This is a genomic window from Coriobacteriaceae bacterium (assembly GCA_025757745.1).
Lineage (GTDB): Bacteria > Actinomycetota > Coriobacteriia > Coriobacteriales > Coriobacteriaceae > Collinsella.
This window is the reverse complement of record CP107217.1, coordinates 820,201-846,594: the sequence shown is the minus strand read 5'-3', so window position 1 is coordinate 846,594 and position 26,394 is coordinate 820,201. Positions and strand designations below refer to the sequence as shown.

Genomic DNA, 26,394 nt, shown 5'->3' with positions numbered 1-26,394 from the left:
TTTTGGGACATGCCTACTCAGCAAGTAGACGACGCAGCTCTTCTTCAACCGCGCGCACGTAGCGGACACGGTCATTGACACCGCGCATGCTGGGATTGCAGTCCTCCATCAGATAGGGATGGCCCACCACGTTGAGCATGTCGCGATCGTTTTCGTTATCGCCAAACGCCATCATTTCGTTAGGTGAGATCCCCAGCGCGCAACCATAATCGGCAAGCGCGGACCCTTTGCCCGAATCAAAGCCGATAAAATCGGTCCATTCGGTTCCCGACGTCATCACGTCGACACGGTCGCTAAAGAGGCGCTCGAAATACTCCAGCGCCGCCGGCTGCTCTGTCTCGGGCGTTTGAAACGCAATCTTAATGACATCCTCGTCAATGTCCTCGGGACGGTCGACCACCGCCACATCGCAGTGGACCTCGTAACGCAAATGGTCGACGAACGCATCGTTGCCGCTCATGGTATAGAGGTGCCCCTCACACGAAAGGGTCACGTCGGCATGGGGAAAGGCGACCACGGCATTCGCGATATCCATAGCAAGGCTACGCTCCATGGAACGCTTGACAACGGCATGCCCCTCGCTCATCACCAGGGCTCCGTTTTCGCACACATAGGCGAGCTCATCGGCCACCGGGGCAAACAGATAGCGCAAGCTCGCATATTGACGGCCGCTCGCCGGCATAAACACGATACCGCGACGATGCAGCTCATCGATGAGCTCAAAGGCCTCGGAACGCGGCTCGCGCTCCCCCGGATGCAGCAACGTGCCGTCCAAATCGCAGGCGATCAGCTTGATTCCCTCAAGACCCATATGCTTCCCCCAAAGTCTCTCATCAACAGCAAGACGGACTTTGAATGGCAATCCCTCAAAGCCCGTCTTGCGCATACGCGCGCTTAGCCGCGCGTCTTTTTTACGATCGTAAAGTCTGAAGCCATACTCACAACAACATCCGCCGCGCTCGATGCAAAGCGTCGACTGGCATCGAGCTCGCGTGCGACCACCGAGAGCCGAACGCCCCCAATGCCCCGGAGCATACGACCCAAAACCGGTTGCACCGGCGTATACATGCGCACGGTATGCTCGTCCGAGTCACCCCGGAAGAGCGGCGCATGCATGTTGCCGATCTCCCAGCACGCATGTGCGAGCACAATCGGATCCATGCGGTCGACTTCGACCAAATAGACCTCGGCGCTGCGCAGGCGCACGACAACCGCTACGGGCACCGCGCCCGTGCGGTCAATAGCAAGCACGTCACCGTCGGCAAGACGCTCGCCATCAGTGGCATCCAGCCGGGCATTCACCGTGCGCCCCAGCTCCGTCACGCCCACAAACAGGCGCGCATCAGCCTGGTCCCAATCGAGTAGCAGCTCGTCAACCTCAAAGACGCCACCCAGCTCCCGACGAAGCAGGAGTTCATAGGACGGGTCGTTGAGATTTCCCAAGCGCTCCGTAGCTACCAGGTCCACGGACATCAACTAGTCCTCGACCTCGACGAGCTCGATATCAAAGTTGAGGTCCTTGCCGGCGAGCTCGTGGTTGGCGTCGAGCGTCACGGCCTCGGCCGTCACATCGATGACCACGGCGGGGACGGGCATGCCGCTCGGCGTGGACAGGAAGAGCTTCATGCCCTTCTCGATCTGCTCGATATTGGGAACCTGCTCGGCCGGGAAGGTGATAACCATCTCGGGGTTGCGCTCGCCGTAGGCATCGACAGCAGGAATGTGCACGGTCTTCTTCTCGCCCACCTGCATGTCGACAACAGCGGCGTCGAAGCCCTTGATCATCTGGCCGGCGCCGCAGGTGAACTCCAGCGGCTCGCCGCGATCGTAGGAGCTATCGAACTGCGTGCCGTCGTCGAGCGTGCCGCGATAATGGGTCTTGACCTTCTTGCCCTGGTTGGACATGGTAACCTCCGTGATAAGGGCGGCGCACAACGCGGGCCGCCGTGAACATATGGCGCTAACTATACCCTAGTCATACAATTCAAAGACAGTTTGCAAAGAAACGCTGCAACCGGAGGAACCATGGCATATCCCGTATTTGACCTACACTGCGACACCGCCGACCGCATCGGCTGGGCCACGCTCGATCTCGACCTGCGCTTTACCGCCGGCACCGACGGCTATTTCCCCGGCGACGAAACGCATCCGCAGGATTTCGACCTCATCGAGGGCAACGCCTGCGCCATCTCGCTCGCAAAGATCGGCAACACGCCGTGGGCACAGTGCTTCGCCACGTTTGTCCCCGACGAGATTCCCACCGCCCACGCCGCACGCTTCCAAGCACAGATCATGGCGCATATGAGCGGCCAGGCAATGCTCAACCACGACCGCATGGTCAACGTACGCAGCGCCGCTGACATTCGCCCTGCACTCAAAGACGGCAAGGTTGCCTGCATCCACACCATCGAAAACGCCACGTTCTTTGCCGAGGACCCCGCGCTGATCGAGGCGCTCAAGAGCCTGGGCGTACTCATGTCATCGCTCAGCTGGAACGCGCAGGGACCGCTCGCGAGCGGCCACGACACCCACGCCGGCCTCACCGCCGCCGGCATCGAGGCGCTTACGCAGATGGAACACGCCGGCATGATACTCGACGTCTCCCACCTCAACGATGAGTGCTTTGACGAGGTTGTCGCCCACGCCACGCGCCCCTTCGTCGCCAGCCACTCCAACTCCCGTGCGGTTTGCGGCGTCAAGCGCAACCTCACCGACGACCAGTTCCGTACCATTCGCGACATGGGCGGCATCGTCGGCCTCAACTACTGCAGCGAGTTCCTCTCCAACGAAGCAACCGACGAGACCGCCGCAGATGTCACCTTCGACCAGCTGGCAGCCCATATCGAACACTGGCTCGACCTGGGCGGCGAAGATGTCATCGCGCTCGGCGGCGACTGGGACGGCGCCAAGGTACCCGACTTCCTCTCCGATGCCAGCAAGATGCCCGAGTTCCAGAACATGCTTTCCAAGCACTTTGGCAAGACCGTGATGCAAAAGCTCTGCAGCGACAACGCCCTTGCCTTCTTCGAGCGTTATTAATTTCACATCCCTTGAGCGGGCCGGTATGCCGAGCGATCGACATGCCGGCCCGTCCCCAATCCAAAGGATAACTTTTGACGCAGCAATTTACGATTTTCCTACCCCGACCGGATGGGACGCCCATCCCCGTCGTCGTTACCAAAAAGCGCGTCAAGAACTTCAACCTGCGCGTCACATCGAGCGGTGAGGTCCACGCCAGCGCAACGCTCGACGCCAGCCGCGAGCGTATCGAAGCGTTTGTAAAGCGCAACAACGGCTGGATTATCAGCCGACTTGCCCAGCGCGAGCAACGTCAGGCGACGGCGCGAGAACCGCTCAGTCCCCTCTCGATCATTGCGCTTTGGGGCAAGCCCATCACGGTACAGGACGCACTCGATCACAACTTTGCATCACCCGCACCGCGACCCAAACAGGTCACCTTCGCAAGTTTTATGGGTACCGACGAATCGAACGAAGGCCCACAGGCCAAGCGGCGCGCAATCCTCGACGGCCTAACGTCCGACGAGCTCCAAGTCCATATCGACCAGCTCTATACGTCCGAGGTCACATCGGCGCTACGCGATATTGTGCACGCATACGAAATCGCAATGGGTGTCGCCGTTTCCCGCGTTTCCGTACGCAGCATGAAAACGCGCTGGGGCTCGTGCACGCCCAAAACCGGCGCCATTCGCATCGCACGAGAACTTGCCGCCTACCCCGTCGAATGCCTCGACATGGTTGTCGCCCACGAGCTCGTCCACTTGCTCGAGCCAAGCCACAATCAGCGGTTCCACGCCCTGCTCGACACGTACTGCCCCAACAATAGAGCTCTGTCGCAGCGACTCAAAAAACCGCCCGCCAACGAGCTTTAGCGTCAGCTAGCGCACGCGCTCGATCTCGACGCCACAGCTTGCCAGGGGAAGACCGACGGGCGCCCAAGGCTTATCGAGCTTAACACGCACGCCAAGCAGCAAGGGATAACGACGTAGCAGCATCTGGGCCACACCCTCGGCTGCAGCCTCGATGAGCTTAAACGTATGCTCGCGCAGATAGCCATCGACATCGTGGCACACCGAGCCGTAATCAATAGAGGCATCCAGGTTATCGTGCTCCCCCGCCGCGCGCAGGTCGGCATAGAGCACCAAGGACACGACAAACTTCTGCCCCAGGGCGTTTTCCTCGGGATACACGCCGTGGTTGGCAAAGACCTCGAGATCATCGATAGTAATGCGGTCGGCATGGCGCAGGTCGTCATAGCTCACATGGGGCACCGCCGTTGCGGCGGAAATCTCGCCCCTGCCACGACGGGCAAGCTCGGCACCCTCGGTCTTGGTTGCATTCTCGGGCAGCTTTTTGTTAGTCATCGCGATCGTCTCCTTCGTTCAGAACCCCGACCGCGCATACCGACTACACGCGAATCGACAGGTTCTTTTTATCATCGCTCCAGTTGCAGGCATTGCGCGCAGGGCATGCAAAGCAGGCGCGCGACGCTTTGTCGGCTGCATAGAGCAGACGCTCAAGCGGCTGGCTGTTCACGCGCAGCTTTCGATGGCCCAGAATGGCCGTCTTAATGGCTGCGGCATCTGCCGGCTCAAACGCCACGTCTTCGGGCATGCCGCCGAGAATCGCATCGGCGACGCGTTCGCTTGCAACATCATGGGATATACCCGATTCATACTGTTCATCTTTGCCGATATCGTGAAGAAGTGCCGTGGCATAGATGACCTCGCGGTCAAATTTGAGCTCTTCCTCGAGATTCTTGATCCACATAATACGGGCGACATCCAGCAGATGGTCGATACCGTGGCGGCAAAAGATGCGCCCCGATTCCAACTGCGCAATGTTTCCCAGATGCCGCCGGAACAGTCCGTTGGCACAGATGTAATCAATGCAAGGCATGGCACCAAAGGGAGTCAGGCCCGAAGCCATAAAGCCGCGACGCGACGTTCCTTCATCGGTCTTCGATGCAAAGTCGTTGACGACTCTCATGGTTAGCGGCCCAGCATCCTAAAGAATCGCTCCTCGAGCGACGGATCGGTCTCAAAGACACCGCGACGAGCAAGCGTTACGGTCTTGGTACCGGGCTTTTGCACGCCGCGCATGGTCATGCACATATGCTCGGCTTCCATCAGCACGATTGCCCCTTGGGGGGCAAGATATTCCATGAGGGCATCGGCAACCTGTGTACACAGCTGCTCCTGCAGCTGCAGACGACGGGCATAGACCTCAACCGTGCGAGCAAGCTTAGACAGACCCGCCACGCGGCCGTTAGGGATATAGCCGATCGCAGCCTTGCCATAAAACGGCAGCAGATGGTGCTCGCACAGCGAGTAAAACGTGATGTCGCGCTCGATAACTAAATCGTTCGAAGCGACGGCAAAAGTTTTGGACAGGTGCTCCTCAGCGCTCTGGTCCATGCCGCCGGCAATCTCGCCATACATGCGGGCGACGCGTGCCGGCGTCTCCAGCAGGCCCTCACGAGTTGGGTCCTCGCCTATGCCCTCAAGCAACAGCTTTATGGCGGTCTCAACTTTTTCCTGATCGACCATCTAGGCCTCACTCTTCCGATTTTGCGTTCGCGCTATGGTACCACGCCCTCCGGCATCGGCCACAAGCTACATAGTATGGGTCGAATAGACCGGATCGTCTCGCCAAAGCTCCACAGCGTCGCAAAGCGAAACGCCCTCGCGCGCGGCACGAGTGCGCGTGGCGTTCATGTCGATCACCCGCTGATTACTCGAACCCCTAAAACGCAAGGAGATATCGTACAGGTCTTGAACGAACGGGCCGTCCACCAACATATCGAGGCAGGCAAGGATACGGTCCGTCACCTCGGTATGATGACGGCCGCCCGGCATAAGTTCCTCGAGCACGTCGCCGGTAAAGCACCAAATGGTCTTCCCCGACTCCACAGGATAGGCCGCACGCACGCGTTCGATAAAGTCAACGAGACCCGCCTGATTCTCGGGTTCCATGGGCTCGCCACCCAGAATCGTCAGGCCATCAATAAAGGGATGGTCAAGACTGTCGATAATCTTGTCCTCGACGGCACGGTCGAACGGTTCACCCGCGGCAAAGTCCCACGCGACGGAGTTAAAGCAATTCTTGCACCCACGACGGCACCCACTCACAAACAGAGAAGTACGAACACCTTCCCCATCAGCAATGTCGAAATACTTAATGTTCGCGTAGTTCATAGGTAACTCTCCCGGGAGGCCGGGACATATCATCCCGTCCTCAAACATTCTCGACCTGCGGCCTGCGAAACTGCGGGCGGGACGATATGTCCCGGCCTCATGCAAAGGGTAACTCAATGAACGAAGCGAACATCGAGTATAGGGTTCGAGGTCCAATAAAAACTTTGTTGCAGCCCAACCGTCATCGCAAGCAAAACGTTGTTGCAAGTCAACTCATTTCCGCTAAGAACTTCGAGAAGTGAGCAGACCGCATGCTGCATCTCAACTACGTCAACTTGGCTGAACCGAGAGGGCCGCTTGGGCTTTTGCTCGATATGAGTTCCGCACGCAAAGAAGGCCACTTAATGTGGCCTTCGTCTTGCGCAGGACTGTCCGAAATAGCGAGCAAATGCCCAAGCGGCCCTCTCGGTTCAGCCCCGGAGCGGTATTAGAGATGCAGCACGCGGTCGCGGATCTCCTCGGTTCGACCCTGGTTCCAGAATTGAGTACCGATGTAGCCGCACGTACGACGGGCGACATTCATCTTCTCCTGATCGCGGTTGCCGCAGTTGGGGCACTCCCACACCAGCTTGCCGTCATCCTCGACAATCTTGATCTCGCCGTCATAGCCGCACACCTGGCAGTAATCGCTCTTGGTGTTGAGCTCGGCATACATGATGTTGTCGTAGATGTACTGCATCACGCGAATGACAGCCTTAAGGTTGTCCTGCATGTTGGGAACCTCGACGTAGGAGATGGCACCGCCCGGCGAAAGCTGCTGGAACATGCCCTCAAACTTGAGCTTATCGAAAGCATCAATCTCCTCGGACACATGGACGTGGTAGCTGTTGGTAATGTAGCCCTTGTCCGTCACACCCGGAATAATGCCAAAACGGCGCTGCAGGCACTTGGCGAACTTGTAGGTCGTCGACTCAAGCGGGGTGCCGTACAGTGAGAAGTCGATATCGCTTTCGGCCTTCCACTCGGCGCATTTGTCGTTCATGTGCTGCATGACGGCCATGGCAAACGGCGTGCCTTCCTTCTCGGTGTGGCTGTGGCCCGTCATGTACTTGACGCACTCATACAGACCGGCATACCCCAGGCTGATGGTGGAATAGCCGCCCACGAGCAGTTTGTCGATCGTCTCGCCCTTCTTAAGGCGCGCCAGGGCGCCGTACTGCCACAGAATCGGTGCGGCATCCGAAAGCGTGCCTATCAGGCGCTCATGACGGCACAGCAGGGCACGATGGCACAGCTCAAGGCGCTCGTCGAAGATCTTCCAGAACTTGTCCATGTCCTGATGCGAGCTCAGTGCGACATCGGGCAGGTTGATGGTCACAACACCCTGGTTAAAGCGGCCATAGTACTTAGGTTTGGTCGGGTCATAGTTCAGCGCGTTGGCAACATTGTTAAAGCCGTTGCCCGAACGGTCGGGCGTCAGGAAGCTGCGGCAACCCATGCAGGTGTAGCAATCGCCATTGCCGGCGGTCTCACCCTTAGACAGCTTGAGCTCACGCATCTTCTTCTCAGAGATGTAGTCGGGCACCATGCGCTTGGCGGTGCACTTGGCAGCCAGCTGGGTCAGGTAGAAGTACGGGGAATTCTCGTGAACGTTATCGTCCTCGAGCACGTAGATAAGCTTGGGGAATGCCGGGGTAATCCACACGCCAGCCTCGTTCTTAACGCCCTCGTAGCGCTGGCGAAGCGTCTCCTCCACGATCATGGCAAGGTCGTGCTTCTCCTGAGGCGTACGGGCCTCGTTGAGATACATAAAGACCGTCACGAACGGCGCCTGGCCATTCGTGGTCATAAGGGTCACGACCTGATACTGAATCGTCTGGACGCCGCGACGGATCTCGTCACGCAGACGGTCCTCAACGACCTCACGGACCTTCTCGGCAGACGCAGAGACGCCAAGCTCCTCGAGCTCGCGGGCAACCTCGCCGCGAATCTTCTGACGGCTCACCTCGACAAACGGAGCCAGGTGGGTCAGCGAAATCGACTGGCCGCCATACTGGGAAGAGGCGACCTGGGCGATAATCTGCGTCGCGATATTGCAAGCAGTCGAGAAGCTGTGCGGCTTCTCGATCAGCGTGCCCGAGATAACGGTGCCGTTCTGGAGCATATCCTCCAGGTTCACCAGGTCACAGTTATGCATGTGCTGGGCAAAGTAGTCCGAATCGTGGAAGTGAATCAGGCCCTCGTTGTGGGCATCCACGATCTCCTGGGGCAGCAGCACGCGCTGCGTCAGGTCCTTGGAAATCTCGCCGGCCATGTAGTCGCGCTGGACGGAGTTGACGGTCGGGTTCTTGTTGGAGTTCTCCTGCTTGACCTCTTCGTTATTGCACTCAATCAGCGACAGGATCTTGTCATCGGTCGTGTTCTTTTGGCGCTTCAGGCTCTGAACATAGCGGTAGATGATGTAGTGGCGAGCGACCTCGTAGCAGTCGAGACGCATAATCTCGTCCTCGACCAGATCCTGGATCTCCTCGACCGATACGGTGTGGCCGGCCTTCTCACATGCCTCGGCGACGTTTTGTGCCGCATAGATCACCTGGCGGTCGGTAAGGCGAGAGCCTTCCTCGACCTCCAAGTTTGCGGCGCGGATCGCATTGACGATCTTATCGATGTCAAAGGTAACCTCGGTGCCGCTGCGCTTGATGATCTTCATCCTCTTGCCTCTTTCGCATCGTAGCCTCATTGCGCTTCAGGGCCAAACGATGCCCGGCAGGGCTTGCCCCTGTCTTGCGGCGCCGTCGCGCAATCTGTGTTCTCGATAACCATAGGCCCTCATGCGGACAATCCTCGCAGCCATTCAAGGGGCCCAAAGATCTATCCAAATGGGGCGAATAAGGTTCTCGTTCTCTGTCCGCCATCTATCATACGACAAAGAGGCATCTATATCCTGTATTCTTTTTTTAGGTCAAACACAACATATAGTGTTTCAGCAGGTCAAAGCAATTGGTCAATTTGCAGACGCATTATAAATGAAAGCCTCTTGGCAGACTGCTAAAACGTTATCAACCCAACTACCTGCACAGCAGTTTTGAAACCCCCTCAACCGTGCCGCCGCCAAATAGCACCAAAACCAAGCCGCTCACGCCAAAAGAATCCAAAAGATTATGCTTGACCAACATGTTGCGGTCATGATGGGCCAGGACACATGCAATCTGCCGGCACCCCTACGGGATGCGAAGACCATCGCGTAGGGACCTTGGATCAATATTTGATGACTTATTTGGCGGCGCGCTTGGTGGCAAAAAACAAAACAGCCCAGAGGACATAGCCTCTGAGCTGCGAACATTTGGTGGGCGTTAGAAGATTTGAACTTCTGACCTCTTCCGTGTCAGGGAAGCGCTCTCCCCCTGAGCTAAACGCCCAAATGGAGCGGACAACGGGGCTCGAACCCGCGACCCCAACCTTGGCAAGGTTGTGCTCTACCAACTGAGCCATGTCCGCTTACGAGGATTAATCTTACGTGATGCCCGCATCCTATGCAAGAACTTTTTTTGAAAAGTTTTGCGACGCCCTCGCGAACCTCGCGAAGACATCAGCCACCACGGAAGGCGCAGGCAAACGCAAACTCGCCGCAAGAGGCCCTTACATCTCACCGAGCATGATCCAGGCAGAGCTGTCCTGCGCGAGTCTGCCGTCTGCAAGCGCTGATGAGGTGAGCAGGACCCTGCCCGCCGGCAGCTCCACGGGTGCTGCACCGAAGTTCGTCACGCACGCCCAGCCGTTATCGCGGCGATAGGCGATGACGCCGCCCTCAGCGCCCTCGGCACCATCCGCAAGACCGGTGCGCCCGTCAAGATCGAGCCACGCAAGATCGTTGGCGCACCCGCGCAGCTTGCGCCGCAGCCAGAGGGCGTCACGATAGAGCGCAAGCATCGATGTCGGGTCCGTTTCTTCCCTATCGGCAGCATAATCGGAAAACCATGCAGGCTGCGGCAGATGGGGCGCCGCATCAGCGTCCGCCGGCGAAAACCCAAACGATCCGCCCTGCGCGGGATCGTCCGCCGCTACCCACGGCAGGGGCACACGACAGCCGTCGCGCCCCTTCTCGCGCTTCGGTCCGCGCGTATTGGTTGCACTGGGATCTTCGAGTGCAGTCCACGGGATATCAGCCACCTCAAAAAGACCGAGCTCCTCACCCTGATACACGTATGCCGAGCCCGGAAGCGCCAGTTCAAGCAAAAGGGCCGCCCGCGCGCGGCGCTCGCCGAGTTCACGGTCCTCGTCATAAGACGACCCGTCGCGTAAGAGCCAGTCGAGCGCAATCTGGTGGTAGCGCGTCGCCTTGATTTGCGGCAGGGCATAGCGCGTCGCCACGCGCGGCACGTCGTGGTTGGAGAGTACCCAGGTCGAGGCGGAATCGGATTCGATAGCTGCCTTCAAGCCCTCCTCGATTGCAGCGTGCATGTCATCATAGGTCCAAGTGGCCTTGGCAAACTCAAAGTTGAATGTCTGGCCAAGCTCGCTGGGACGCGCATAGAGATACTGGCGCTCAGGCAGCACCCACGCCTCGGCAACGGCGCTGCGCGGCGGATTATAGCGGTCGAACACGCGGCGCCACTCGCGATAGATCTCGTGGACCTCGTTGCGGTCCCACAGCGGATGGGTGCCGTCGTCAACCATGTCATCGCCCTCGGCGAGATGCCACCGGTCGAGGTCATCGCGGTCGAGATCCTTGGCGAGACCGTGCGCCACATCGATGCGAAAGCCATCGACGCCTCGATCGCTCCAAAACGCCAGGACGTCGCAAAAGAACGCGTGAACCTCGGGGCATGACCAGTCAAAGTCCGGCTGCTCGGGCGTAAACATGTGCAGATACCATTGACCGTCCGCAACACGCGTCCAGGCGGGGCCGCCAAAGTTGGCATTCCAATTGGTGGGAGGCAGCTCGCCATGCTCGCCGCGACCATCGCGGAAGATATAACGGGCGCGCTCGGGCGATCCGGGGCCGGCGGCAAGAGCGGCTTTGAACCAGGGGTGCTGGTTGGATGAATGGCTGGGCACGATATCGACGATGACCTTGATGCCGCGCGCGTGAGCCGCAGCGATCATGTCATCGAAGTCGTCAAGCGAGCCGAGACGTGGGTCGACATCGCAGTAGTCCGCCACATCATAGCCGCCATCGACAAGAGGCGAAGGGTAAAACGGGCTCAGCCAGATGGCCTCGATGCCCAGCCGCTCAAGATAGTCCATCTGCTGGGTAATGCCCGCGATATCGCCCAGACCCGAACCGGTCGAATCCTTAAACGAACGCGGGTAGATCTGATAGATCGCGGCATCGGACATCCATGAGCGCGAAGAGGACTTTTCTGCAGCCATGGGGTGAGCCTCCCTTGCAACGAGGTTTTGCGAGATGCCCACGATGATACGCCCAAAGCTGTCATTCGAGGCAAACAACGCCACAGCCACACCCCAAAACGCTCGCTCCCTCTCGGGCTCGAGCCTCCTGGGACGAATCGATCGATTAGTGAAAAGAACGGAAGACTCACTCCCCCGGCCACAACAGCGAGCGGGCTCCGGGTGCCCCAGGTTGCCGCGAAAGAGGAGGGAAGCGTACTTTATGTACGCGACCGACGATTGAGGGGGCAAGATGGGGTGCCCGGGGCTCGCGCAGCGTCAACAAAAAACGCGGTTCGTTAGAACCGCGTAAGATAGTTGGAGCGGACAACGGGGCTCGAACCCGCGACCCCAACCTTGGCAAGGTTGTGCTCTACCAACTGAGCCATGTCCGCATATGTAAAACAAAACGGGCGCCGGAGCGCCCGGATGTTGCCTGGAGGCGAAGCCCGGATTCGAACCGGGGGTAAAGGCTTTGCAGGCCTCTGCCTTACCACTTGGCCACTTCGCCGAAAAAGGACCGCCTAAACGGTCCGGAAATGCAATGGAGCGGACAACGGGGCTCGAACCCGCGACCCCAACCTTGGCAAGGTTGTGCTCTACCAACTGAGCCATGTCCGCTTGCGGGTTATTAATTTACGCGAGTTATCCAAAAGACGCAAGTACTTTTTTCAAAAAAGTTGCCGGCCGCGTGTTCTTGGTGGCTAAACGCGCTAAAGCGATTGGCTAGGCACGCGATTCCAGTGCTCCGCTAAATAGCTTCACCATCTGCACGCGCGTGCCGGTGCCGTCTGTGCGACGAGCAACCTCCACGTTATCGACAAGCATACGCATAAGCTTGATACCACGGCCGCGTTCCTCAGATGCGACCGGTTCGCTCGCTCCATCGATAGAATAGCCGGCACCCCGATCAAGCACCTCAACCACGACGCGATCGCCATAGGCCTGAACCGTCAGGACGCACCCGATACCGCCCGCATGGTCATAGGCATTACCCAGCGCCTCCCCCGACGCCAACGCGACATCGTAGCGCTCGTCGCGGCGCAACGGAAGCGATTCAAGGAGTTCGGCGATGCGATGTCGATAGTATGGAAGATTCTCGATACCCTGTCGGACCTCGACGCTCTTGCTCCATCGTGGCAACTCTCCCACCGGAATAGCGGGAATCGACTCACGCGCCGGACCCGCAACATGAAGGATGTCGACAAGTCGGGCAATCTCCAAAAAGCGAATGACCTCATCGGAGGCGTTAACGAGCGAAAGCAGGCCCTCTCGCCTCATGAGCTCTCTGGCACGTGTAAGCAAAAACGCCAAACCCGTCGAGTCGATAAAGCCCACGGCCTGGCAATTGATGACAACGCGACGCACGCCCCGGTCGATCAGATTATCCAACCGTCGGCGCAGCACGGACACCGAGGCGATGTCGACATCACCCGGTGGCGTCAAAACCGCTATGTCATTCCACTCATTCATACGACCATGGTTCCCCAAAAGAGCTCGCTCGATGCATACATATCTGCAGCTGCGCAGATTTTGCCCGTCAAGTATCGCGGTCTACGATCGACCCCGTAAAAACTCAAGGGAAACCAGCGCAATGTCATCGTCCAGCGCCGACTCGGTAAAGCGGTCAAGCTCTCCCAAGACCTTACCGCAGATTCCCGATACACCCTCACCCGAGACAGAGAGCAAAAGGTCACGAAGGCGCTGCTCGCCAAAGAAAGCACCCGAGCGATCACGTGCTTCGATTGCTCCGTCGGTATACATGAATAGCATGTCACCAGGAGCGAACGTAAACACGCCTGTCTCGTACACCATGCTCTCAAAGGCACCGATCACGCCCGATTGGCACCCAAGGAGCTCCACTTCTCCCCCTCGGGTTTCTCCGCCGCCAAGCGGCGTCGACGACGGTCTAATGACCATAGTGGGAGGATGTCCCGCAGAGCAGTAGGTAGCGCGACCCGCTTTAAGATCAATCTTGGCGATAAACGCCGTCACGAACGTCTCGACCCTCGAAAAGCCCATGAGCATGCTATTGAGCGAGCGGGCCATACGGGCGGGCCCAGCACCCTCCCAGGCATAGGCCGTCAGCGCCGTCTTGACGAGCGCTGACATCGACGCCGCCTCGATTCCTTTGCCGGATACATCGCCCAAAATCATAACGGCGCAATCGTCGGGAAGACGGACAAGAGTATAGAAGTCGCCGCCAACCAACGCCGAATTCGTTGCCGAAAGGTATACCGAATCGGTCGCGATACCCGGAACGTCACCAAGCGAATTTCTCATGCCAATCTGGAGGGTCTGAGCGATATGGCGCTCCTCGCGCTTTTGAGATTCGCCCTCGTAGATCAGTTCAAAGTCATGCGCCAAGTGCACCAAGTAGTCATATTCAAGGTCATCAATCGGCTCTTGACTACCGTCACGAAGCAGAAGCGCGCGCGTCGTCGGGCCTTTCGCAACAGAAGCAGGAACGATCGCGTCGTTGCTGTGTTTGCCATCACCCTCAGAGCGCGGGCGCCCCGCCTCGATGCCGGTGTCGACGTAGAGACCCTGGCAAGGCAGACCATGCGCCCTAAGCCAGCCTCCCATAGGCATCGATTCGTCAACGCGAGTTATACGGACGTGTTTAAGATCCTCGGCACTCGTGCCGCCCAAAACAGACGCCTCAAAGCCATCAGAGCCAACCCCCAAACGTGCCGCTGGCGCCGTCGTGGAAAAGAAAAGTTTCTCGGGATCGTCCGGCAAAGCAACGCGACTGCCGCCTTCAAAATCTATGACATAGGAGCCCAGACTGGCGTCATACTCAACAGGGCAAAAATGACAGTTGAGCATATTGCAAATCTCGGACGATATAGCCTGGGTAGCCGCGGCGGAATCGTCTAGAAAGGTAAACAACTCATCACGTAAGACATTGAGCGAGCGGCCAAGCTCGGCCGTGCGACGAGAGCGAAGGCTCGATGCCATGCCGACCAGCTGGATAGACAGGTAATCGCAAATGACCTCGAGTACATTAACGTCATAGGCGAGCGGTGCCTGAGGGCGCTTCCAACCAACTTCCAGCACGCCAAGGATCTGCGTACCGTAAAAAACGGGAAGACAGATCTCGCTGCGGTACGGAGGCATATCCTGCACGCGCAACAGGTGCTTAGAACGATTGTCCAGGTCCATGAACATACCGGAGGCAGCCCTATCACCCTCAAGGTCCTGTTGAATCGACAAGCGACAGGCACGCGACTCGCGAAGAACATACGTCGGAATGCCAGCGCCATACGGCAAAAACTCGGGCAGGTAGCTGTCGTGCAGCTCCTTGGAGACACCGCGAAGCTTAAAACCGCCGCTCTCAGAAAAATAGATAGCGGCACCCGAAGCATCGAGCGTTCCTACAAGCTGGTTCAAAACGATATCTAACAAACTGGGCAGCTCATCGGAGCCCACCGTGCTCATAATGACCGACAATGTACCCGAGAGACGCTTATTCGCCACTCTAAGCTCCGAAAGCGCACGCTTGAGCTGACGGTCGTGCGAATACTGTTCTTCGATGCTATGGAGTGCCACCAGAACGCGCGGCGCACGGCGGCCAAAGATTCGAGGCGGCGTAACCGAGCCGGCACAAACCAGGACGGGAATAAACGATCCGTCACTTAACTTGAGCATCAACTCGCTCTTTGTTCCATTGGTCTCAAAAGGAAGCCGATGCTCTGTCGCGCGTTCAAAAGCCGACGAGTACAAGAGGTCTTTAACGTCCCCGTTGATCACATCGGAACGCTCCTCGCACATCAAGTCGAGCAAGCGATTATTTACATGCAAAATGGTTCCGTCGAGCTCGCAGATAATGACAGCATCGCTCGTGATCTCGACCAATTGGGCAACGTCCGCCCACTCATTGCGCTCAAGCGTTTCCATCGTGAACCTCACCGTCTATCGGTAACAAAAAAGCCTCCGAAGAGGCTTCTCGAATGCGATGGTGTCGGAGGCGGGACTTGAACCCGCATGACCAAAAAGCGGTCACTAGCACCTCAAGCTAGCGCGTCTGCCAATTCCGCCACTCCGACATGCTATGTTGTTGATTCGCGGTTCGCTTTGTTGAACCCGCGCGTTCAACAAAGAAGATAATAACCTATGTTTCGAGAACTGCGCAAGCACTTTTTTGAAAAAAGTTTACGAATTTGTAAATGCGCAGGTAGACTGACCTGTTCGGGCAGGAATGAGGTTGCTTTCCAACGCGTCCTCGGGCATGCGGCATTATTTTGATCCGCGCTTCGCGCTACAAAATAATGCCGCCCCCTGCGGAATGCGTTGGAAAGCAACCTCATTCCTGCCCTAGGGGCACGTACTCCAGGCACCGTTCTCAAACATGTTTTGAGGGCTGATGCAAATTTAGTGGCTCTGCTTTGCCGAGCCCTTATATGGGGAGGCCGGAGCCAAGGCTCCGGCCTCACACAATTCCCTATCAGATTAAGCGAGCGATCAGGGAATCGCACTCCCCTTGCCGAGTTAACGTAGGGCCCGCCCTGGTGTTACTTTTCAGAACACTCCGCAGGACGCAAGAAACCCCCGCCGCACGAAGTGCGCAGCGGGGGTTTCTTGCATGTCCGAGGACGTTCTGAAAAGTAACACCAGGGCGGGCCCGGACGAGAACAAACAACTACAGGTCGATGTGCGATTCCTTGATCGGGAACGGCTCCGCGAAGTGACAGGCGCAGCAGTGACCCGGTGCAACTTCCTTAAACTCGGGGAGCTTCTCGGAGCAGATACCCTGCGCGATCGGGCAACGCGTGTGGAAACGGCAGCCGGTCGGCGGATCCAGCGGCGACGGCGGATCGCCAGCGAGGATGATGCGCTTGCGGGTCTTCTGGATATCAGGATCGGGAACCGGCACGGCAGACAGCAGCGACTGCGTGTACGGATGGTGAGGCTCGCTATAGAGCGTCTTCCAGTCCGAAACCTCGACCATCTTACCCAGATACATAACGGCAACGCGATCGGAGATGTGCTGTACGACGGACAGGTCGTGTGCGATAAACAGATACGCGGTACCGAACTTGTCCTGCAGTTCCTTGAGCAGGTTCAGAACCTGGGCCTGAATGGACACATCCAGAGCGGATACCGGCTCGTCACAGATAATCAGCTTGGGCTTCAGCGCAAAAGCGCGGGCAATACCGACACGCTGACGCTGGCCGCCCGAGAACTCATGCGGATAGCGGTTGATGTGCTCGGGGTTCAGTCCAACGACGTCGAGAAGCTCACGGACGCGCTCAATGCGCTCCTCCTTGGTACCCACACCATGAATGGTCATGGGCTCGGAGACAATCTCACCGATGGTCATACGAGGGTTGAGCGAAGCATAAGGATCCTGGAAGATAAACTGCATCTCACGACGCATGTCCTTGATCTCATGCTTGCTCATCTCGGCAACATCTTTGCCCTGGAAGAACACCTTGCCGGCGGTCGGCTTGGTCAGACGCATGATAGTGCGGCCCGTGGTGGATTTACCGCAACCAGACTCGCCAACCAGACCAAAGGTCTCGCCAGGATAAATCTCAAAAGAGATGTCGTTTACAGCAGAGACGACGCGCTTGGAAAAACGCTTGGCGAACATGCCGGACTCTGCGGGAAACTCCTTGGAGAGGTGCTCGACCTTCAGCAGTGGAGTGCGCTCGTTATTGTCTGCCATTTACGCCTCGCCTCCCTTCTTGGAATCCTTGCGCGTACGGGACGTCTCAGGAGCGTTCTTGAGGAACTCGGGGTCACCGGAATAGTGGCACGCAGAATAGTGACCGGACTCGGTGACAACGCGCTCAGGGCGCTGCTTGCGGCACTTGTCCGTCGCGTAGGGGCAACGAGGAGAGAAGACGCAGCCCTCAGGCAGGTTCATGAGCGAAGGCGGGTTGCCGTGAATCGGCGTCAGCGGCTTCTTCTCTTCGATTGCCTGCTCCGGGATGGAGCGGATAAGACCCCAGGTGTAGGGGTGGCGGCTCTCGTAGAAGATTTCCTCAGCAGTACCGAACTCAACGGGGCGGCCGGCGTACATAACCATGATCTTATCGGCCATATCGGCGACAACACCCAGGTCATGGGTAATCATGATGATGGCGTTGCCGTTCTTCTCCTGCATCTCCTGCATGAGCTCGATAATCTGAGCCTGGATGGTAACGTCCAGGGCAGTCGTGGGCTCGTCGGCAATCAGAATATCGGGATCGCAGGCAAGGGCCATGGCAATCATGACTCGCTGACGCATACCGCCAGAGAACTGGTGCGGATACTCATTGACGCGCTTCTCGGGCTCGGGGATACCCACGAGGTCCAAAAGCTCGGTGGCACGCTTGAGCGCCTCCTGCTTGGAGTAGCCACGGTGCAGACGAAGACCCTCGCCCACCTGCCTGCCGATCTTATAGACCGGGTTCAAGGAGGTCATAGGATCCTGGAAGATCATCGCGATATCGTTGCCGCGAATGTGCTGCATCTCTTCCTCGGTCATTTCGAGGATGGAGCGGCCGCGATAGCGAACGTCACCGCCCTCGATCTTTCCCGGAGGCATCGAGATGAGGCCCATGATGGTCATGGCGGTCACGGACTTACCGGAGCCGGACTCACCGACGACGCCCAGGGTTTCGCCGCGATCGAGCGTGTAGGAGACACCGTCGACAGCGCGAACAACGCCATCCTCGGTGTGGAAATACATCTTAAGGTCATCGACCTCGAGCAGATGCTGGCCCTCAGGAACCGGCTGATCCTTCAGGTCCACATAGTTCTTGTTCTTCTTCATCCTTATGCGTCCTTCATCTTGACGTCGAGGGCGTCGCGCAGACCGTCACCCAGCAGGGTGAAGGCGAGCACCGTCGAGAGAATTGCCAGACCGGGCATGATCATCATCCAGGGAGCGGTCAGAAGATACTGCTGACCGTCCTGAATCATGGAGCCCCACGAAGGCGTAGGCGGAATAACGCCCATGCCGAGGAAGGACAGAGCGGACTCGGTCAGAATGGCGCCACCAATGTTCATGGTCGCGTAGACCACGATGGAGGCGACGGAGTTCGGGAAGATGTGACGCACGACGATACGAGCATCAGATGCACCCATCGCGCGCGCTGCATCAACATAGTCGTTTTCCTTGACCGTCAAGATTGCAGAGCGGAAGACGCGCGCAATCGAAGGCCAGCCAAGAATGCCGATGGCGATAAAGACGTTCTGAAGACCACGGCCGATAACGGCGATCATGGCGACAACGAACAGCACGTACGGGAACGCCAGGAAGATGTCCGCACAGCGCATGATGATCGTATCCCAAATGCCGCCGTAGAAACCGGCCAGGGCGCCCATGACCAGGCCGATCAATGTGGAGATGGCGGTGGCCATGATACCGACAGAAAGCGAAACGCGTGCACCGTAGATAACGCGGACGAGAATGTCGCGACCGAGGGCATCGGTGCCAAACGGGTGCTCGGCACACGGAGCCAGTAGCGATGTCTCGGCCATGGTGGTCGAATCGGAAGCCGTCGGCGAACCGAGCCAGGGCTTAGCCCACAGATCTGCGGTCAGGGCAACCACAACGACGATGATGATCCAGCAGACACCGATAACGGCGAGCTTGTTCTTACGAAGACGCTTAAAAGCGTCGCCCCACAGCGTGCGGGACTTGGCGGGAGCAGATGCGACCTTGGTGGCGGTAGCCTGCTCCTGAGACTGAGAATCAGTTTCCTGCATGAGACGTACCTCCCTTAGGCCTTATCCGACGGACCGCCAAGGCGGATGCGCGGGTCGAGGAATGCATAGCTAATGTCGACGAGCAGGTTGATCACCATGACGACGACAACGATGAGCGTAACGCCGCCCATAACGATGGGCCAGTCACGCATGCTAATGGCGCGATAGACCTCATAGCCGATACCGGGCCAGTTGAAGACCGTCTCGGTCAGGATGGCGCCCGAAAGCATGCCGCCAAAGTCGACACCAATATAGGTAACGACGGGGATGAGTGCATTCTTAAGCGCATGCTTGACGATGATCGCACGATTGGAGAGACCCTTGGCCTTTGCCGTACGGATGTAATCCTGGTTCATGACGTCAAGCAGCTGCGAGCGCATAATGCGCGCAGCATAAGCGGTCGAAACCGAAGCCAGCGTAATGGTCGGAAGCACATAGTGCATCCAATCCTGATACTGAGAGCTGGAACCGCCGGCACCCGAGATCGGCATGGAGATTGCACCGCCCGTGGCGTCCTTGAGGATGACGCCAAAGAACAGCTGCAGCAACATACCGAGCCAGAAGGCCGGGACCGCAACGAGGATCGACGTGGTGAGCGTTACCAAAATATCCCAGAAGGAATAACGCTTTACCGCCGAAATGATACCCGCACCGATACCCATAATTGCCTCGAGCACGATGGCGCACGCGGCAAGTTTGACCGTATACGGATACTTCTGGGCAAAGATTTCCGTAACCGGCAGCTTGCGCTGATACGAATTGCCCAGATCGCCATGAAGCAGGCCGTTCATGTAATACAAGTAACGGTCCACGAGCGACGTTTGAACGGGGTCGCCGTTCTCGTCAAGGATCGCGTTGCCGTCATCGTCCGTCTGGACCAGGTGATAGCGAACGCGAAGCTGAAGCTCCACCTCGGGGGACAGAGCCTTGTCTCCACCGATCAGCTTGATCGGATCTCCCGGCACGATATTCTGGAGGGCGAACAGAATCAGCGTAACGCCCAAAAACACCGGGATGAACTGAAGCACACGTTTAACGATGTACTTACCCATACCACTCCCCTATCTAGGGATTAACCTAAATGGGATGCCGATCGCCAGACCGGCATCCCAAAATTACCATCAGCCAGTTTACCCCAGGTTAGGGAGAACTGTATGTTTCCCATGAGGTCTACGTAAATACTTGACCCTCACGGAAGCTGCAAACTCTTAGGCGAGCTCAGCGGTACCCAGATCGGCGTGCTTCTGCGGATCGACATAGAGGTGCTTAATGCGATCGGAGCCGGCGATGGTGTGCGTGTAGAACATAATCGGGATGACCGGGCAGTCGGCAGCGACCATTGCGTCGGCCTCCTGCATCTTAGCGACGCGCTCCTCGTCGTCAACAATAGTACGAGCCTCGTCGACCTTGGCGTCGAACTCGGGGTTGTTGTAACCGGAGCGGTTGTCGCCACCGAGGGAGTCGGAGTGGAACAGCGGATACAGGAAGTTGTCCATGATCGGGTAGTCGGCAATCCAACCCAGACGACCGAACTGATAGTTAAAGTTCTGATACTGCTCGAGCAGGGCAGACCACTCAGGGGTATCGGAGACAGCGGTAACGCCAACCTTGGCGAGGTCACCGATGATGGACTCCATGATCTCCTTGTGACCGCCGTCCTGGTTGTAGGACAGGGTCACGCTAATGCCACGATCCCCGTTAGCGCCAGCGGGAGCAACCTTGTCGAGGTACTCGTTAGCCTTGTCGACATCGTAGGCGCAGAACTCCCATGCGCCCTCCTTGTAGCCATCGATGCCCGGAGGAACAATGCCGTCGGCAGGAGTACGGGTACCCTTGTAGATGGTCTTGCAGATGGCCTCACGGTTGATGGCCAGGGAGATACCCCTGCGCAGGTCGGCGTTGCTGAACGGCTCGGCCGTGGTGTTGCAGGTCAGATAGTACGTGGAAGGCTCGGCGCCGAGCAGCATGCGCTCGCCGTCACCCATGGTGTAGCCGTCCTTGGACACGCCGCGATCCTTCTTGGCGGCGTCGATCTGAGCGACGGGAACGTCGCAGACATCGAGGTTACCGGCCTGGAACTCCTTGTAGGCGGTCTCCATGTCCTTGATGACCTGGAAGTGGATGCCATCGATCTTGGCCTTGTCGCCATAGTAATCGTCGAACTTCTTGACGTTGATCTCCTGGCCATCCTCCCACTTGCCGTCCATCATGAACGGGCCGTTACCGACCGGGGCGAGGTAGAAGCTCTTGACATCGGACTCGGCGCACTCGGGAACCGGGGCCAGAGCCGGGTGAGAGGCGACGAAGGGGAAGTCGGCGTAAGCGGAAGCCAGCTTGACGACGAGGGTCTCATCGTCGGGGCAGGTAACACCGCTGAGCTCGGTAGCGTTACCGGCAAGCAGATCGTCATAGCCCTCGACCATGGAAAGGTGATAGGAGACCTCGGAAGGGCCGTACTCGGTAGCGACAGCCGACTTGGTGTTGACCAGACGCTCCCAACCGAGCTTGAAGGACTTGGAGGTAACGTCGTCACCGTTGTGGAACTTGGCCTTCTTGATCTTGAAGGTGAACTCGGTGGCGTCGTCGTTGGCCTCGAAGGACTCGCAAGCCAGCGGAACGATCTCGCCCTTCTCGGCGTCATAAGAGGTCAGAGCATCAAAGAGCTGGTACTCGACCTGAGTGCCCTGGTCCTCCTGGACATTGTAGGGGTCGATGCAGACCGGGTTGTTGATGTAGAAGTTCAGCTTCGAACCGGACTCAGAACCGGAAGCGTCGCCGCCCTTCTTGCCGCATGCGGCAAGAAAAGCCATGGAGCTCGCAGCAAGGGTACCGCCGACAAAGGCGCGACGACCCATAACGGGCTGGTGGAACATAGAATCAGCCATGCCATCCTCCTTATGAGATAGGACAAAGAAATGTTCAGTCGGACACATGTCGAGACAATCCGATCCGAACCATCAAAACGCCGCCCGTTGCTATGGCTGGTTATGCACAACGAACCAACGTTTCTCAATACAGTAGCGCATTTTATGCACGATTTGGGGCTAATTCCGGTCAACGGTCGAGAATTTCTTTAGTTGGGCGAAGTATGTGGGGATATTTTGGCTCTGTTACAAATATGTAAACAAAAAGGGTCCCGCACTTGCGGAACCCTTTTCAAGTATTTATGTGGCTCGTGCTTAGTAGCCGACGATACCCTGCGGGAAGAAGAACATGCACAGGACGACACACACGGCAAAAACGACGGCCATAATTACCGTCAGGCGATCGAGGTTCTGCTCCATGACGCCCGTGGCAGAGCTGGAGTTATACAGCGAGCTAGCGATCATATCCGAAACGCCGGTGCCCTTACCAGAGTGCATCAGGACGAGAATCGTCAGCGCCACGGCAGAGACAGCCCAAACGACAAACAGAAGAATCTGAAACGGACCCATAGATAAGCTCCTTAATAGAACAATTCAAACTCCAGTACTGTACCACAACCCCCAGCACTCCCCCATCAGCCATTTGGTGACGAGGTAGAAATAGCGCAAAAAAAGAGGGTTGTCCGGTTGTGGACAACCCCCTTACTAGAAAACGGTATTTGTTTTCTATTAGGCCTCGGTGGCGAGTACGCGACCCGTCATCTCGGCGGAAGGCTCAATACCAGCCATGGTGAGCATGGTCGGAGCGATATCGGAAAGACGGCCGTCCTCGATACCGGTGAGCTGTGCCTTCTCATCAACGATGATGAACGGCACGCGGTTGGTGGTGTGAGCCGTGAACGGATGCTTGGAACCGTCGGAAGCAACGTCAAACATGTGATCGGCGTTGCCGTGATCGGCGGTAATCAGCGCAAAGCCGCCCTTAGCGAGAATCGCCGGGACAACCTTGGACAGGGCATCGTCAACAGCCTCGACGGCCTTAACGGCAGCGTCGAAGACACCGGTGTGACCAACCATGTCGCAGTTTGCGAAGTTCACGATGTAGAAATCAGCGCGATCCTCGTTGATGGCGGCGACAAGCTTCTCGGTAACCTCGGGAGCGCTCATCTCAGGTTGCAGGTCGTAGGTAGCGACCTTGGGAGAAGCGACGAGCACGCGCTCCTCGCCCTCCTTGGGCTCCTCGATGCCGCCGTTGAGGAAGAACGTCACGTGGGCGTACTTCTCGGTCTCGGCGGTGTGCAGCTGCTTCAGGCCATTGGCGGCGATAACGTCGGCCAGAACGTTCTCGGGGAACGTCTTGGGGAAGGCGACCTCGACGTCAAACGTCGGGTCGTACTCGGTCATCGTCACAAAGTGCGAAAGCTTGATCTGCTCGCGCTCAAAGCCGTCGAACTCCTTGTCCGTGAACACGCGAGTCATCTGACGAGCGCGGTCGGGACGGAAGTTGAAGAAGATGGCCGCGTCGCCCTCGTGGATGCCCTCGTTGTGGGCAGCGAAGGGCTCGACGAACTCGTCGCCGCGCGGATCCTTCTCGTAGTAGGCCTTGATACCGGCAACAGGGTCGGTATCGGCATCGGATGCGTTGACCATGACATCGTAGGCGCGCTGGATGCGCTCCCAACGGTTGTCGCGGTCCATGGCCCAATAACGGCCCGAGACGGTGGCAACGCGAGCGTCGCAACCGGTCTCCTCGGAGATCTTAGCCAGGAAGGCGCAGAACTCACTCATGTAACCGGCACCGGACTGCGGGTCAACGTCGCGACCATCCATGAAGGCGTGGACGCGAACGGTCTTGACACCGTGCTCGGCAGCCATCTTGACCAGAGCCTCGACGTGGCTCATATGAGAATGAACACCGCCAGGGCTCATAAGGCCCATGAGGTGGAGAGTCTTGCCGTCAGCCTTGACGTCGTCCATAGCCTTGACGAAGACCTCGTTCTTGGCGATGGAGCCGTCCTTGATGGCATTGTTGATGCGCGAAAGCTCCTGGAACACGATGCGGCCGGCACCGATGTTGAGGTGACCCACCTCGGAGTTGCCCATCTGGCCATCGGGAAGACCCACGTCCTCGCCCGAAGCGCCGAGCGTGGTGTGGGGGTACTTCTCGTACAGGCTATCGAGGAAGGGCGTCTTGGCAGCGGCGACGGCGTTCTCGCCATCGGCCGGAGCCAGGCCGCAACCATCCATGATGATCAGGAGTGCAGGAAGATGACGCTGTGCCATATGTCCTACTCGCCTGCCTTGACGACCATAGAGGCGAAGTCGGCAGCCTTGAGCGAAGCGCCGCCCACGAGGGCGCCGTCGACGTCGGGCTTGGCGACGAGCTCGGCGATGTTGCCGGGCTTGGCAGAGCCACCATAGAGAACGCGGATGCCGTCGGCGAGCTCCTCACCGAACATCTCCTTGAGGGTCTCACGGATAGCGCCGCAGACCTCCTGAGCGTCCTCGGCGGTAGCGGTCTTGCCGGTGCCGATGGCCCAGATGGGCTCGTAGGCGACGACGACCTGCTTGGGGCAAGTGATCTCGAGACCCTCGAGACCAGCCTTGACCTGGTTCACGACGTGCTCGACATAGGTGCCGGCCTCGCGGACCTCAAGGGACTCGCCGCAGCAGAAGACAGGAACAAGACCGGCGGCAACGAGGGCCTTGGCCTTCTTGTTCTGATCCTCGTCGGTCTCGTGGAAGTAATCACGACGCTCGGAGTGACCGATGATGCAGTAGGTGCAGCCAGCGGACTTGAGCATGTCGCAAGAAGACTCACCGGTGAAGGCACCCTTGGCCTCCCAGTACACGTTCTGTGCACCGAGGGCGATGGGGGCAGCCTGAATACGGTCATGAACCGTGGTGATGTCGATGGTCGGAGGGCAGACGAGCACCTCGACGCCAGCCGGAACCTCGGGCAGAGCCTGAGCCAGCTCGTCGGCGAGCTTGGCGGCCTCGGCGACGTCGTTGTTCATCTTCCAGTTACCAGCGATAAGAAGGGTGCGATTAGGCATCGAGAAGCGCCTCCACTCCGGGCAGGGCCTTACCCTCGACGAGCTCCATGGAAGCGCCACCACCGGTAGAGATCCAGCTCATCTTGTCGGCCAGGTTGAACTTGTTGACGGCTGCGACAGAGTCGCCACCACCGATGATCGAGGTGCAATCAGCCTCGGCGACAGCCTCGGCGATAGCCTGGGTGCCGTGAGCGAAGTTATCGAACTCGAAGACGCCCATGGGGCCATTCCAGAACACAGTCTTGGCACCCTTGACAGCCTCGGCGTAGAGCTCCTCGGTCTTGGGGCCGATGTCCATACCCTCACGGTCGTCGGGGATAGCGTCGGAAGCGACAACCTCGGGGACAGCATCCTCGCCAAAGTGATCAGCAACGCGGTTGTCGATGGGGAGCAGGATCTTGACGCCCTTCTCCTCGGCCTTCTTGAGCATCTCACCGGCGCGCTCGACCCAGTCCTCTTCCTTGAGGGACTGACCGACGGACAGGCCCTGAGCCAGGAAGAAGGTGTAGGCCATGCCGCCACCGATGATCAGGGTATCAGCGGAGTCGATGAGGTGATCGAGAACGCCGATCTTGGAGGAAACCTTGGAACCGCCGACGATGGCGACGAAGGGGCGCTCGGGCTCGGCGAAGATGCCGGTCAGCGTGTCGACCTCCTTCTCGAGCAGGAAGCCGGCGACGGCAGGCAGGTAAGCGGCGGGGCCCACGACGGAACCCTGGGCGCGGTGTGCGGTGCCGAAGGCATCGAGAACGAAGACGTCACCATAGGAAGCGAGCTTCTTGGCGATCTCGGGATCGTTCTTCTTCTCACGCTTGTCAAAACGGACGTTCTCGAGAACGAGGACCTTGCCCGGCTCGACGGCGGCGACAGCCTCGGCGGCCTTCTCGCCATACGTGTCGGCAACAAAAGCAACGTCAAGGCCAGAGAGCTCAGCGAGCTTCTTGGCGACAGGCTCGAGGGAAAGCTCGGGCTGGAAGCCAGTGCCCTCAGGACGGCCGAGGTGGCTCATGAGGATGACGCGAGCGTTGTGCTCAACGAGGTAGTTGATGGTGGGCAGGGCAGCCTTGATACGGGTGGTGTCGCCAACGACGCCATCCTTGATAGGCACGTTGAAGTCAACGCGGACGAGAACGCGCTTGCCGTCGACATCGATGTCGCGGACGGTCTTCTTGGTAAAGGCCATGTTTGCTTCTACCTTTCGTACGTGTCTGCCTCCCATTACGGCAG

General features: G+C 58.3%; 22 protein-coding genes and 6 tRNA genes. 2 read left to right on the top strand and 26 right to left on the bottom strand.

The genetic code is table 11. The features are described 5' to 3' along the window. Positions 1-13: 13 nt before the first annotated feature. The 3 genes from OGM60_03520 to OGM60_03510 all read right to left on the bottom strand — a co-directional run bounded on the left by OGM60_03520 (position 14) and on the right by OGM60_03510 (position 1,905). Positions 14-811, bottom strand: coding sequence for a Cof-type HAD-IIB family hydrolase (locus OGM60_03520; protein UYI99869.1), 798 nt, complete (start codon positions 809-811; stop codon positions 14-16). A gap of 83 nt (positions 812-894) precedes the next feature. Beyond that, a complete protein-coding gene (locus tag OGM60_03515; protein UYI99868.1) occupies positions 895-1,473 on the bottom strand; it encodes a hypothetical protein in 579 nt (192 codons plus the stop codon). A 3-nt stretch (positions 1,474-1,476) separates the two neighbouring features. Then, on the bottom strand, positions 1,477-1,905 hold the full coding sequence (locus tag OGM60_03510) for a peptidylprolyl isomerase (protein UYI99867.1): 429 nt from the start codon (positions 1,903-1,905) through the stop codon (positions 1,477-1,479). Positions 1,906-2,025: 120 nt separating this feature from the next. Here OGM60_03510 and OGM60_03505 point away from each other — a divergent pair, with 120 nt between their 5' ends. Together OGM60_03505 and OGM60_03500 are read left to right on the top strand one after the other, a co-directional pair. After that, positions 2,026-3,039, top strand: a complete 1,014-nt coding sequence (locus OGM60_03505) for a dipeptidase (protein UYI99866.1) — start codon at positions 2,026-2,028, stop codon at positions 3,037-3,039. A gap of 74 nt (positions 3,040-3,113) precedes the next feature. Then, the gene (locus OGM60_03500; protein ID UYI99865.1) at positions 3,114-3,890 is read left to right on the top strand and encodes a M48 family metallopeptidase; all 777 of its coding nucleotides are present in this window, start codon (positions 3,114-3,116) and stop codon (positions 3,888-3,890) included. A 6-nt stretch (positions 3,891-3,896) separates the two neighbouring features. Here the strand turns inward: OGM60_03500 and folB are convergent, their stop codons facing one another. The 23 genes from folB to OGM60_03385 form a co-directional block, all read right to left on the bottom strand. Next, the gene (folB, locus tag OGM60_03495) at positions 3,897-4,382 is read right to left on the bottom strand and encodes a dihydroneopterin aldolase (GenBank protein UYI99864.1); all 486 of its coding nucleotides are present in this window, start codon (positions 4,380-4,382) and stop codon (positions 3,897-3,899) included. A 43-nt stretch (positions 4,383-4,425) separates the two neighbouring features. After that, a complete protein-coding gene (locus OGM60_03490) occupies positions 4,426-5,007 on the bottom strand; it encodes an HD domain-containing protein (protein UYI99863.1) in 582 nt (193 codons plus the stop codon). A 2-nt stretch (positions 5,008-5,009) separates the two neighbouring features. Continuing rightward, complete coding sequence (gene folE, locus OGM60_03485) at positions 5,010-5,567, bottom strand: GTP cyclohydrolase I FolE (GenBank protein ID UYI99862.1); 558 nt, start codon at positions 5,565-5,567, stop codon at positions 5,010-5,012. A gap of 66 nt (positions 5,568-5,633) precedes the next feature. Then, positions 5,634-6,215 (bottom strand): anaerobic ribonucleoside-triphosphate reductase activating protein, encoded by a 582-nt coding sequence (gene nrdG / locus OGM60_03480; protein ID UYI99861.1) that lies wholly within the window; start codon positions 6,213-6,215, stop codon positions 5,634-5,636. A 427-nt stretch (positions 6,216-6,642) separates the two neighbouring features. Continuing rightward, positions 6,643-8,865, bottom strand: a complete 2,223-nt coding sequence (gene nrdD / locus OGM60_03475) for an anaerobic ribonucleoside-triphosphate reductase (GenBank protein UYI99860.1) — start codon at positions 8,863-8,865, stop codon at positions 6,643-6,645. A 634-nt stretch (positions 8,866-9,499) separates the two neighbouring features. Then, positions 9,500-9,574, bottom strand: a tRNA-Val gene (locus OGM60_03470). A 3-nt stretch (positions 9,575-9,577) separates the two neighbouring features. Beyond that, positions 9,578-9,653 (bottom strand) — tRNA-Gly (locus OGM60_03465). Positions 9,654-9,794: 141 nt separating this feature from the next. Then, positions 9,795-11,528, bottom strand: a complete 1,734-nt coding sequence (locus OGM60_03460) for a glycoside hydrolase family 13 protein (GenBank protein ID UYI99859.1) — start codon at positions 11,526-11,528, stop codon at positions 9,795-9,797. A gap of 337 nt (positions 11,529-11,865) precedes the next feature. Beyond that, positions 11,866-11,941, bottom strand: a tRNA-Gly gene (locus OGM60_03455). Positions 11,942-11,983: 42 nt separating this feature from the next. After that, positions 11,984-12,057: transfer RNA gene (locus OGM60_03450), tRNA-Cys, on the bottom strand. A 34-nt stretch (positions 12,058-12,091) separates the two neighbouring features. Further along, a tRNA-Gly gene (locus tag OGM60_03445) sits at positions 12,092-12,167 on the bottom strand. Positions 12,168-12,272: 105 nt separating this feature from the next. Continuing rightward, positions 12,273-13,019 carry an anti-sigma factor antagonist gene (locus OGM60_03440; GenBank protein UYI99858.1) on the bottom strand — a complete coding sequence of 249 codons (747 nt, stop codon included), beginning with the start codon at positions 13,017-13,019 and terminating at the stop codon, positions 12,273-12,275. Between the two features lie 81 nt (positions 13,020-13,100). Next, positions 13,101-15,446, bottom strand: coding sequence for a SpoIIE family protein phosphatase (locus OGM60_03435; protein UYI99857.1), 2,346 nt, complete (start codon positions 15,444-15,446; stop codon positions 13,101-13,103). Between the two features lie 59 nt (positions 15,447-15,505). Then, positions 15,506-15,595, bottom strand: a tRNA-Leu gene (locus OGM60_03430). A 593-nt stretch (positions 15,596-16,188) separates the two neighbouring features. Further along, positions 16,189-17,217: a dipeptide ABC transporter ATP-binding protein gene (locus tag OGM60_03425; GenBank protein ID UYI99856.1), complete on the bottom strand. Its 1,029-nt coding sequence runs from the start codon at positions 17,215-17,217 to the stop codon at positions 16,189-16,191. Beyond that, positions 17,218-18,309, bottom strand: a complete 1,092-nt coding sequence (locus OGM60_03420; protein UYI99855.1) for an ABC transporter ATP-binding protein — start codon at positions 18,307-18,309, stop codon at positions 17,218-17,220. A 2-nt stretch (positions 18,310-18,311) separates the two neighbouring features. Continuing rightward, positions 18,312-19,247 (bottom strand): ABC transporter permease, encoded by a 936-nt coding sequence (locus OGM60_03415; GenBank protein UYI99854.1) that lies wholly within the window; start codon positions 19,245-19,247, stop codon positions 18,312-18,314. A gap of 14 nt (positions 19,248-19,261) precedes the next feature. Continuing rightward, positions 19,262-20,299: an ABC transporter permease gene (locus OGM60_03410; protein ID UYI99853.1), complete on the bottom strand. Its 1,038-nt coding sequence runs from the start codon at positions 20,297-20,299 to the stop codon at positions 19,262-19,264. 156 nt (positions 20,300-20,455) lie between these two features. Next, positions 20,456-22,132: an ABC transporter substrate-binding protein gene (locus tag OGM60_03405; GenBank protein UYI99852.1), complete on the bottom strand. Its 1,677-nt coding sequence runs from the start codon at positions 22,130-22,132 to the stop codon at positions 20,456-20,458. Between the two features lie 294 nt (positions 22,133-22,426). Further along, positions 22,427-22,681 carry a preprotein translocase subunit SecG gene (gene secG / locus OGM60_03400; protein ID UYI99851.1) on the bottom strand — a complete coding sequence of 85 codons (255 nt, stop codon included), beginning with the start codon at positions 22,679-22,681 and terminating at the stop codon, positions 22,427-22,429. A gap of 159 nt (positions 22,682-22,840) precedes the next feature. Further along, a complete protein-coding gene (gene gpmI, locus OGM60_03395) occupies positions 22,841-24,394 on the bottom strand; it encodes a 2,3-bisphosphoglycerate-independent phosphoglycerate mutase (GenBank protein UYI99850.1) in 1,554 nt (517 codons plus the stop codon). 5 nt (positions 24,395-24,399) lie between these two features. Continuing rightward, entirely contained in the window at positions 24,400-25,167 is a 768-nt protein-coding gene (tpiA, locus tag OGM60_03390) for a triose-phosphate isomerase (protein UYI99849.1), read from the bottom strand. Beyond that, on the bottom strand, positions 25,160-26,350 hold the full coding sequence (locus tag OGM60_03385; protein UYI99848.1) for a phosphoglycerate kinase: 1,191 nt from the start codon (positions 26,348-26,350) through the stop codon (positions 25,160-25,162). The genes tpiA and OGM60_03385 overlap by 8 nt, the downstream gene beginning before the upstream one ends. Positions 26,351-26,394: the final 44 nt, after the last annotated feature.

Bases quoted from the DNA above. Each gene is read 5' to 3' on its own strand.
- OGM60_03520 (UYI99869.1), bottom strand. From the start codon at position 811: ATGGGTCTTGAGGGAATCAAGCTGATCGCCTGCGATTTGGACGGCACG.
- OGM60_03515 (UYI99868.1), bottom strand. From the start codon at position 1,473: ATGTCCGTGGACCTGGTAGCTACGGAGCGCTTGGGAAATCTCAACGAC.
- OGM60_03510 (UYI99867.1), bottom strand. From the start codon at position 1,905: ATGTCCAACCAGGGCAAGAAGGTCAAGACCCATTATCGCGGCACGCTC.
- OGM60_03505 (UYI99866.1), top strand. From the start codon at position 2,026: ATGGCATATCCCGTATTTGACCTACACTGCGACACCGCCGACCGCATC.
- folB (UYI99864.1), bottom strand. From the start codon at position 4,382: ATGACTAACAAAAAGCTGCCCGAGAATGCAACCAAGACCGAGGGTGCC.
- OGM60_03490 (UYI99863.1), bottom strand. From the start codon at position 5,007: ATGAGAGTCGTCAACGACTTTGCATCGAAGACCGATGAAGGAACGTCG.
- folE (UYI99862.1), bottom strand. From the start codon at position 5,567: ATGGTCGATCAGGAAAAAGTTGAGACCGCCATAAAGCTGTTGCTTGAG.
- nrdG (UYI99861.1), bottom strand. From the start codon at position 6,215: ATGAACTACGCGAACATTAAGTATTTCGACATTGCTGATGGGGAAGGT.
- nrdD (UYI99860.1), bottom strand. From the start codon at position 8,865: ATGAAGATCATCAAGCGCAGCGGCACCGAGGTTACCTTTGACATCGAT.
- OGM60_03460 (UYI99859.1), bottom strand. From the start codon at position 11,528: ATGGCTGCAGAAAAGTCCTCTTCGCGCTCATGGATGTCCGATGCCGCG.
- OGM60_03440 (UYI99858.1), bottom strand. From the start codon at position 13,019: ATGAATGAGTGGAATGACATAGCGGTTTTGACGCCACCGGGTGATGTC.
- OGM60_03435 (UYI99857.1), bottom strand. From the start codon at position 15,446: ATGGAAACGCTTGAGCGCAATGAGTGGGCGGACGTTGCCCAATTGGTC.
- OGM60_03425 (UYI99856.1), bottom strand. From the start codon at position 17,217: ATGGCAGACAATAACGAGCGCACTCCACTGCTGAAGGTCGAGCACCTC.
- OGM60_03420 (UYI99855.1), bottom strand. From the start codon at position 18,309: ATGAAGAAGAACAAGAACTATGTGGACCTGAAGGATCAGCCGGTTCCT.
- OGM60_03415 (UYI99854.1), bottom strand. From the start codon at position 19,247: ATGCAGGAAACTGATTCTCAGTCTCAGGAGCAGGCTACCGCCACCAAG.
- OGM60_03410 (UYI99853.1), bottom strand. From the start codon at position 20,299: ATGGGTAAGTACATCGTTAAACGTGTGCTTCAGTTCATCCCGGTGTTT.
- OGM60_03405 (UYI99852.1), bottom strand. From the start codon at position 22,132: ATGGCTGATTCTATGTTCCACCAGCCCGTTATGGGTCGTCGCGCCTTT.
- secG (UYI99851.1), bottom strand. From the start codon at position 22,681: ATGGGTCCGTTTCAGATTCTTCTGTTTGTCGTTTGGGCTGTCTCTGCC.
- gpmI (UYI99850.1), bottom strand. From the start codon at position 24,394: ATGGCACAGCGTCATCTTCCTGCACTCCTGATCATCATGGATGGTTGC.
- tpiA (UYI99849.1), bottom strand. From the start codon at position 25,167: ATGCCTAATCGCACCCTTCTTATCGCTGGTAACTGGAAGATGAACAAC.
- OGM60_03385 (UYI99848.1), bottom strand. From the start codon at position 26,350: ATGGCCTTTACCAAGAAGACCGTCCGCGACATCGATGTCGACGGCAAG.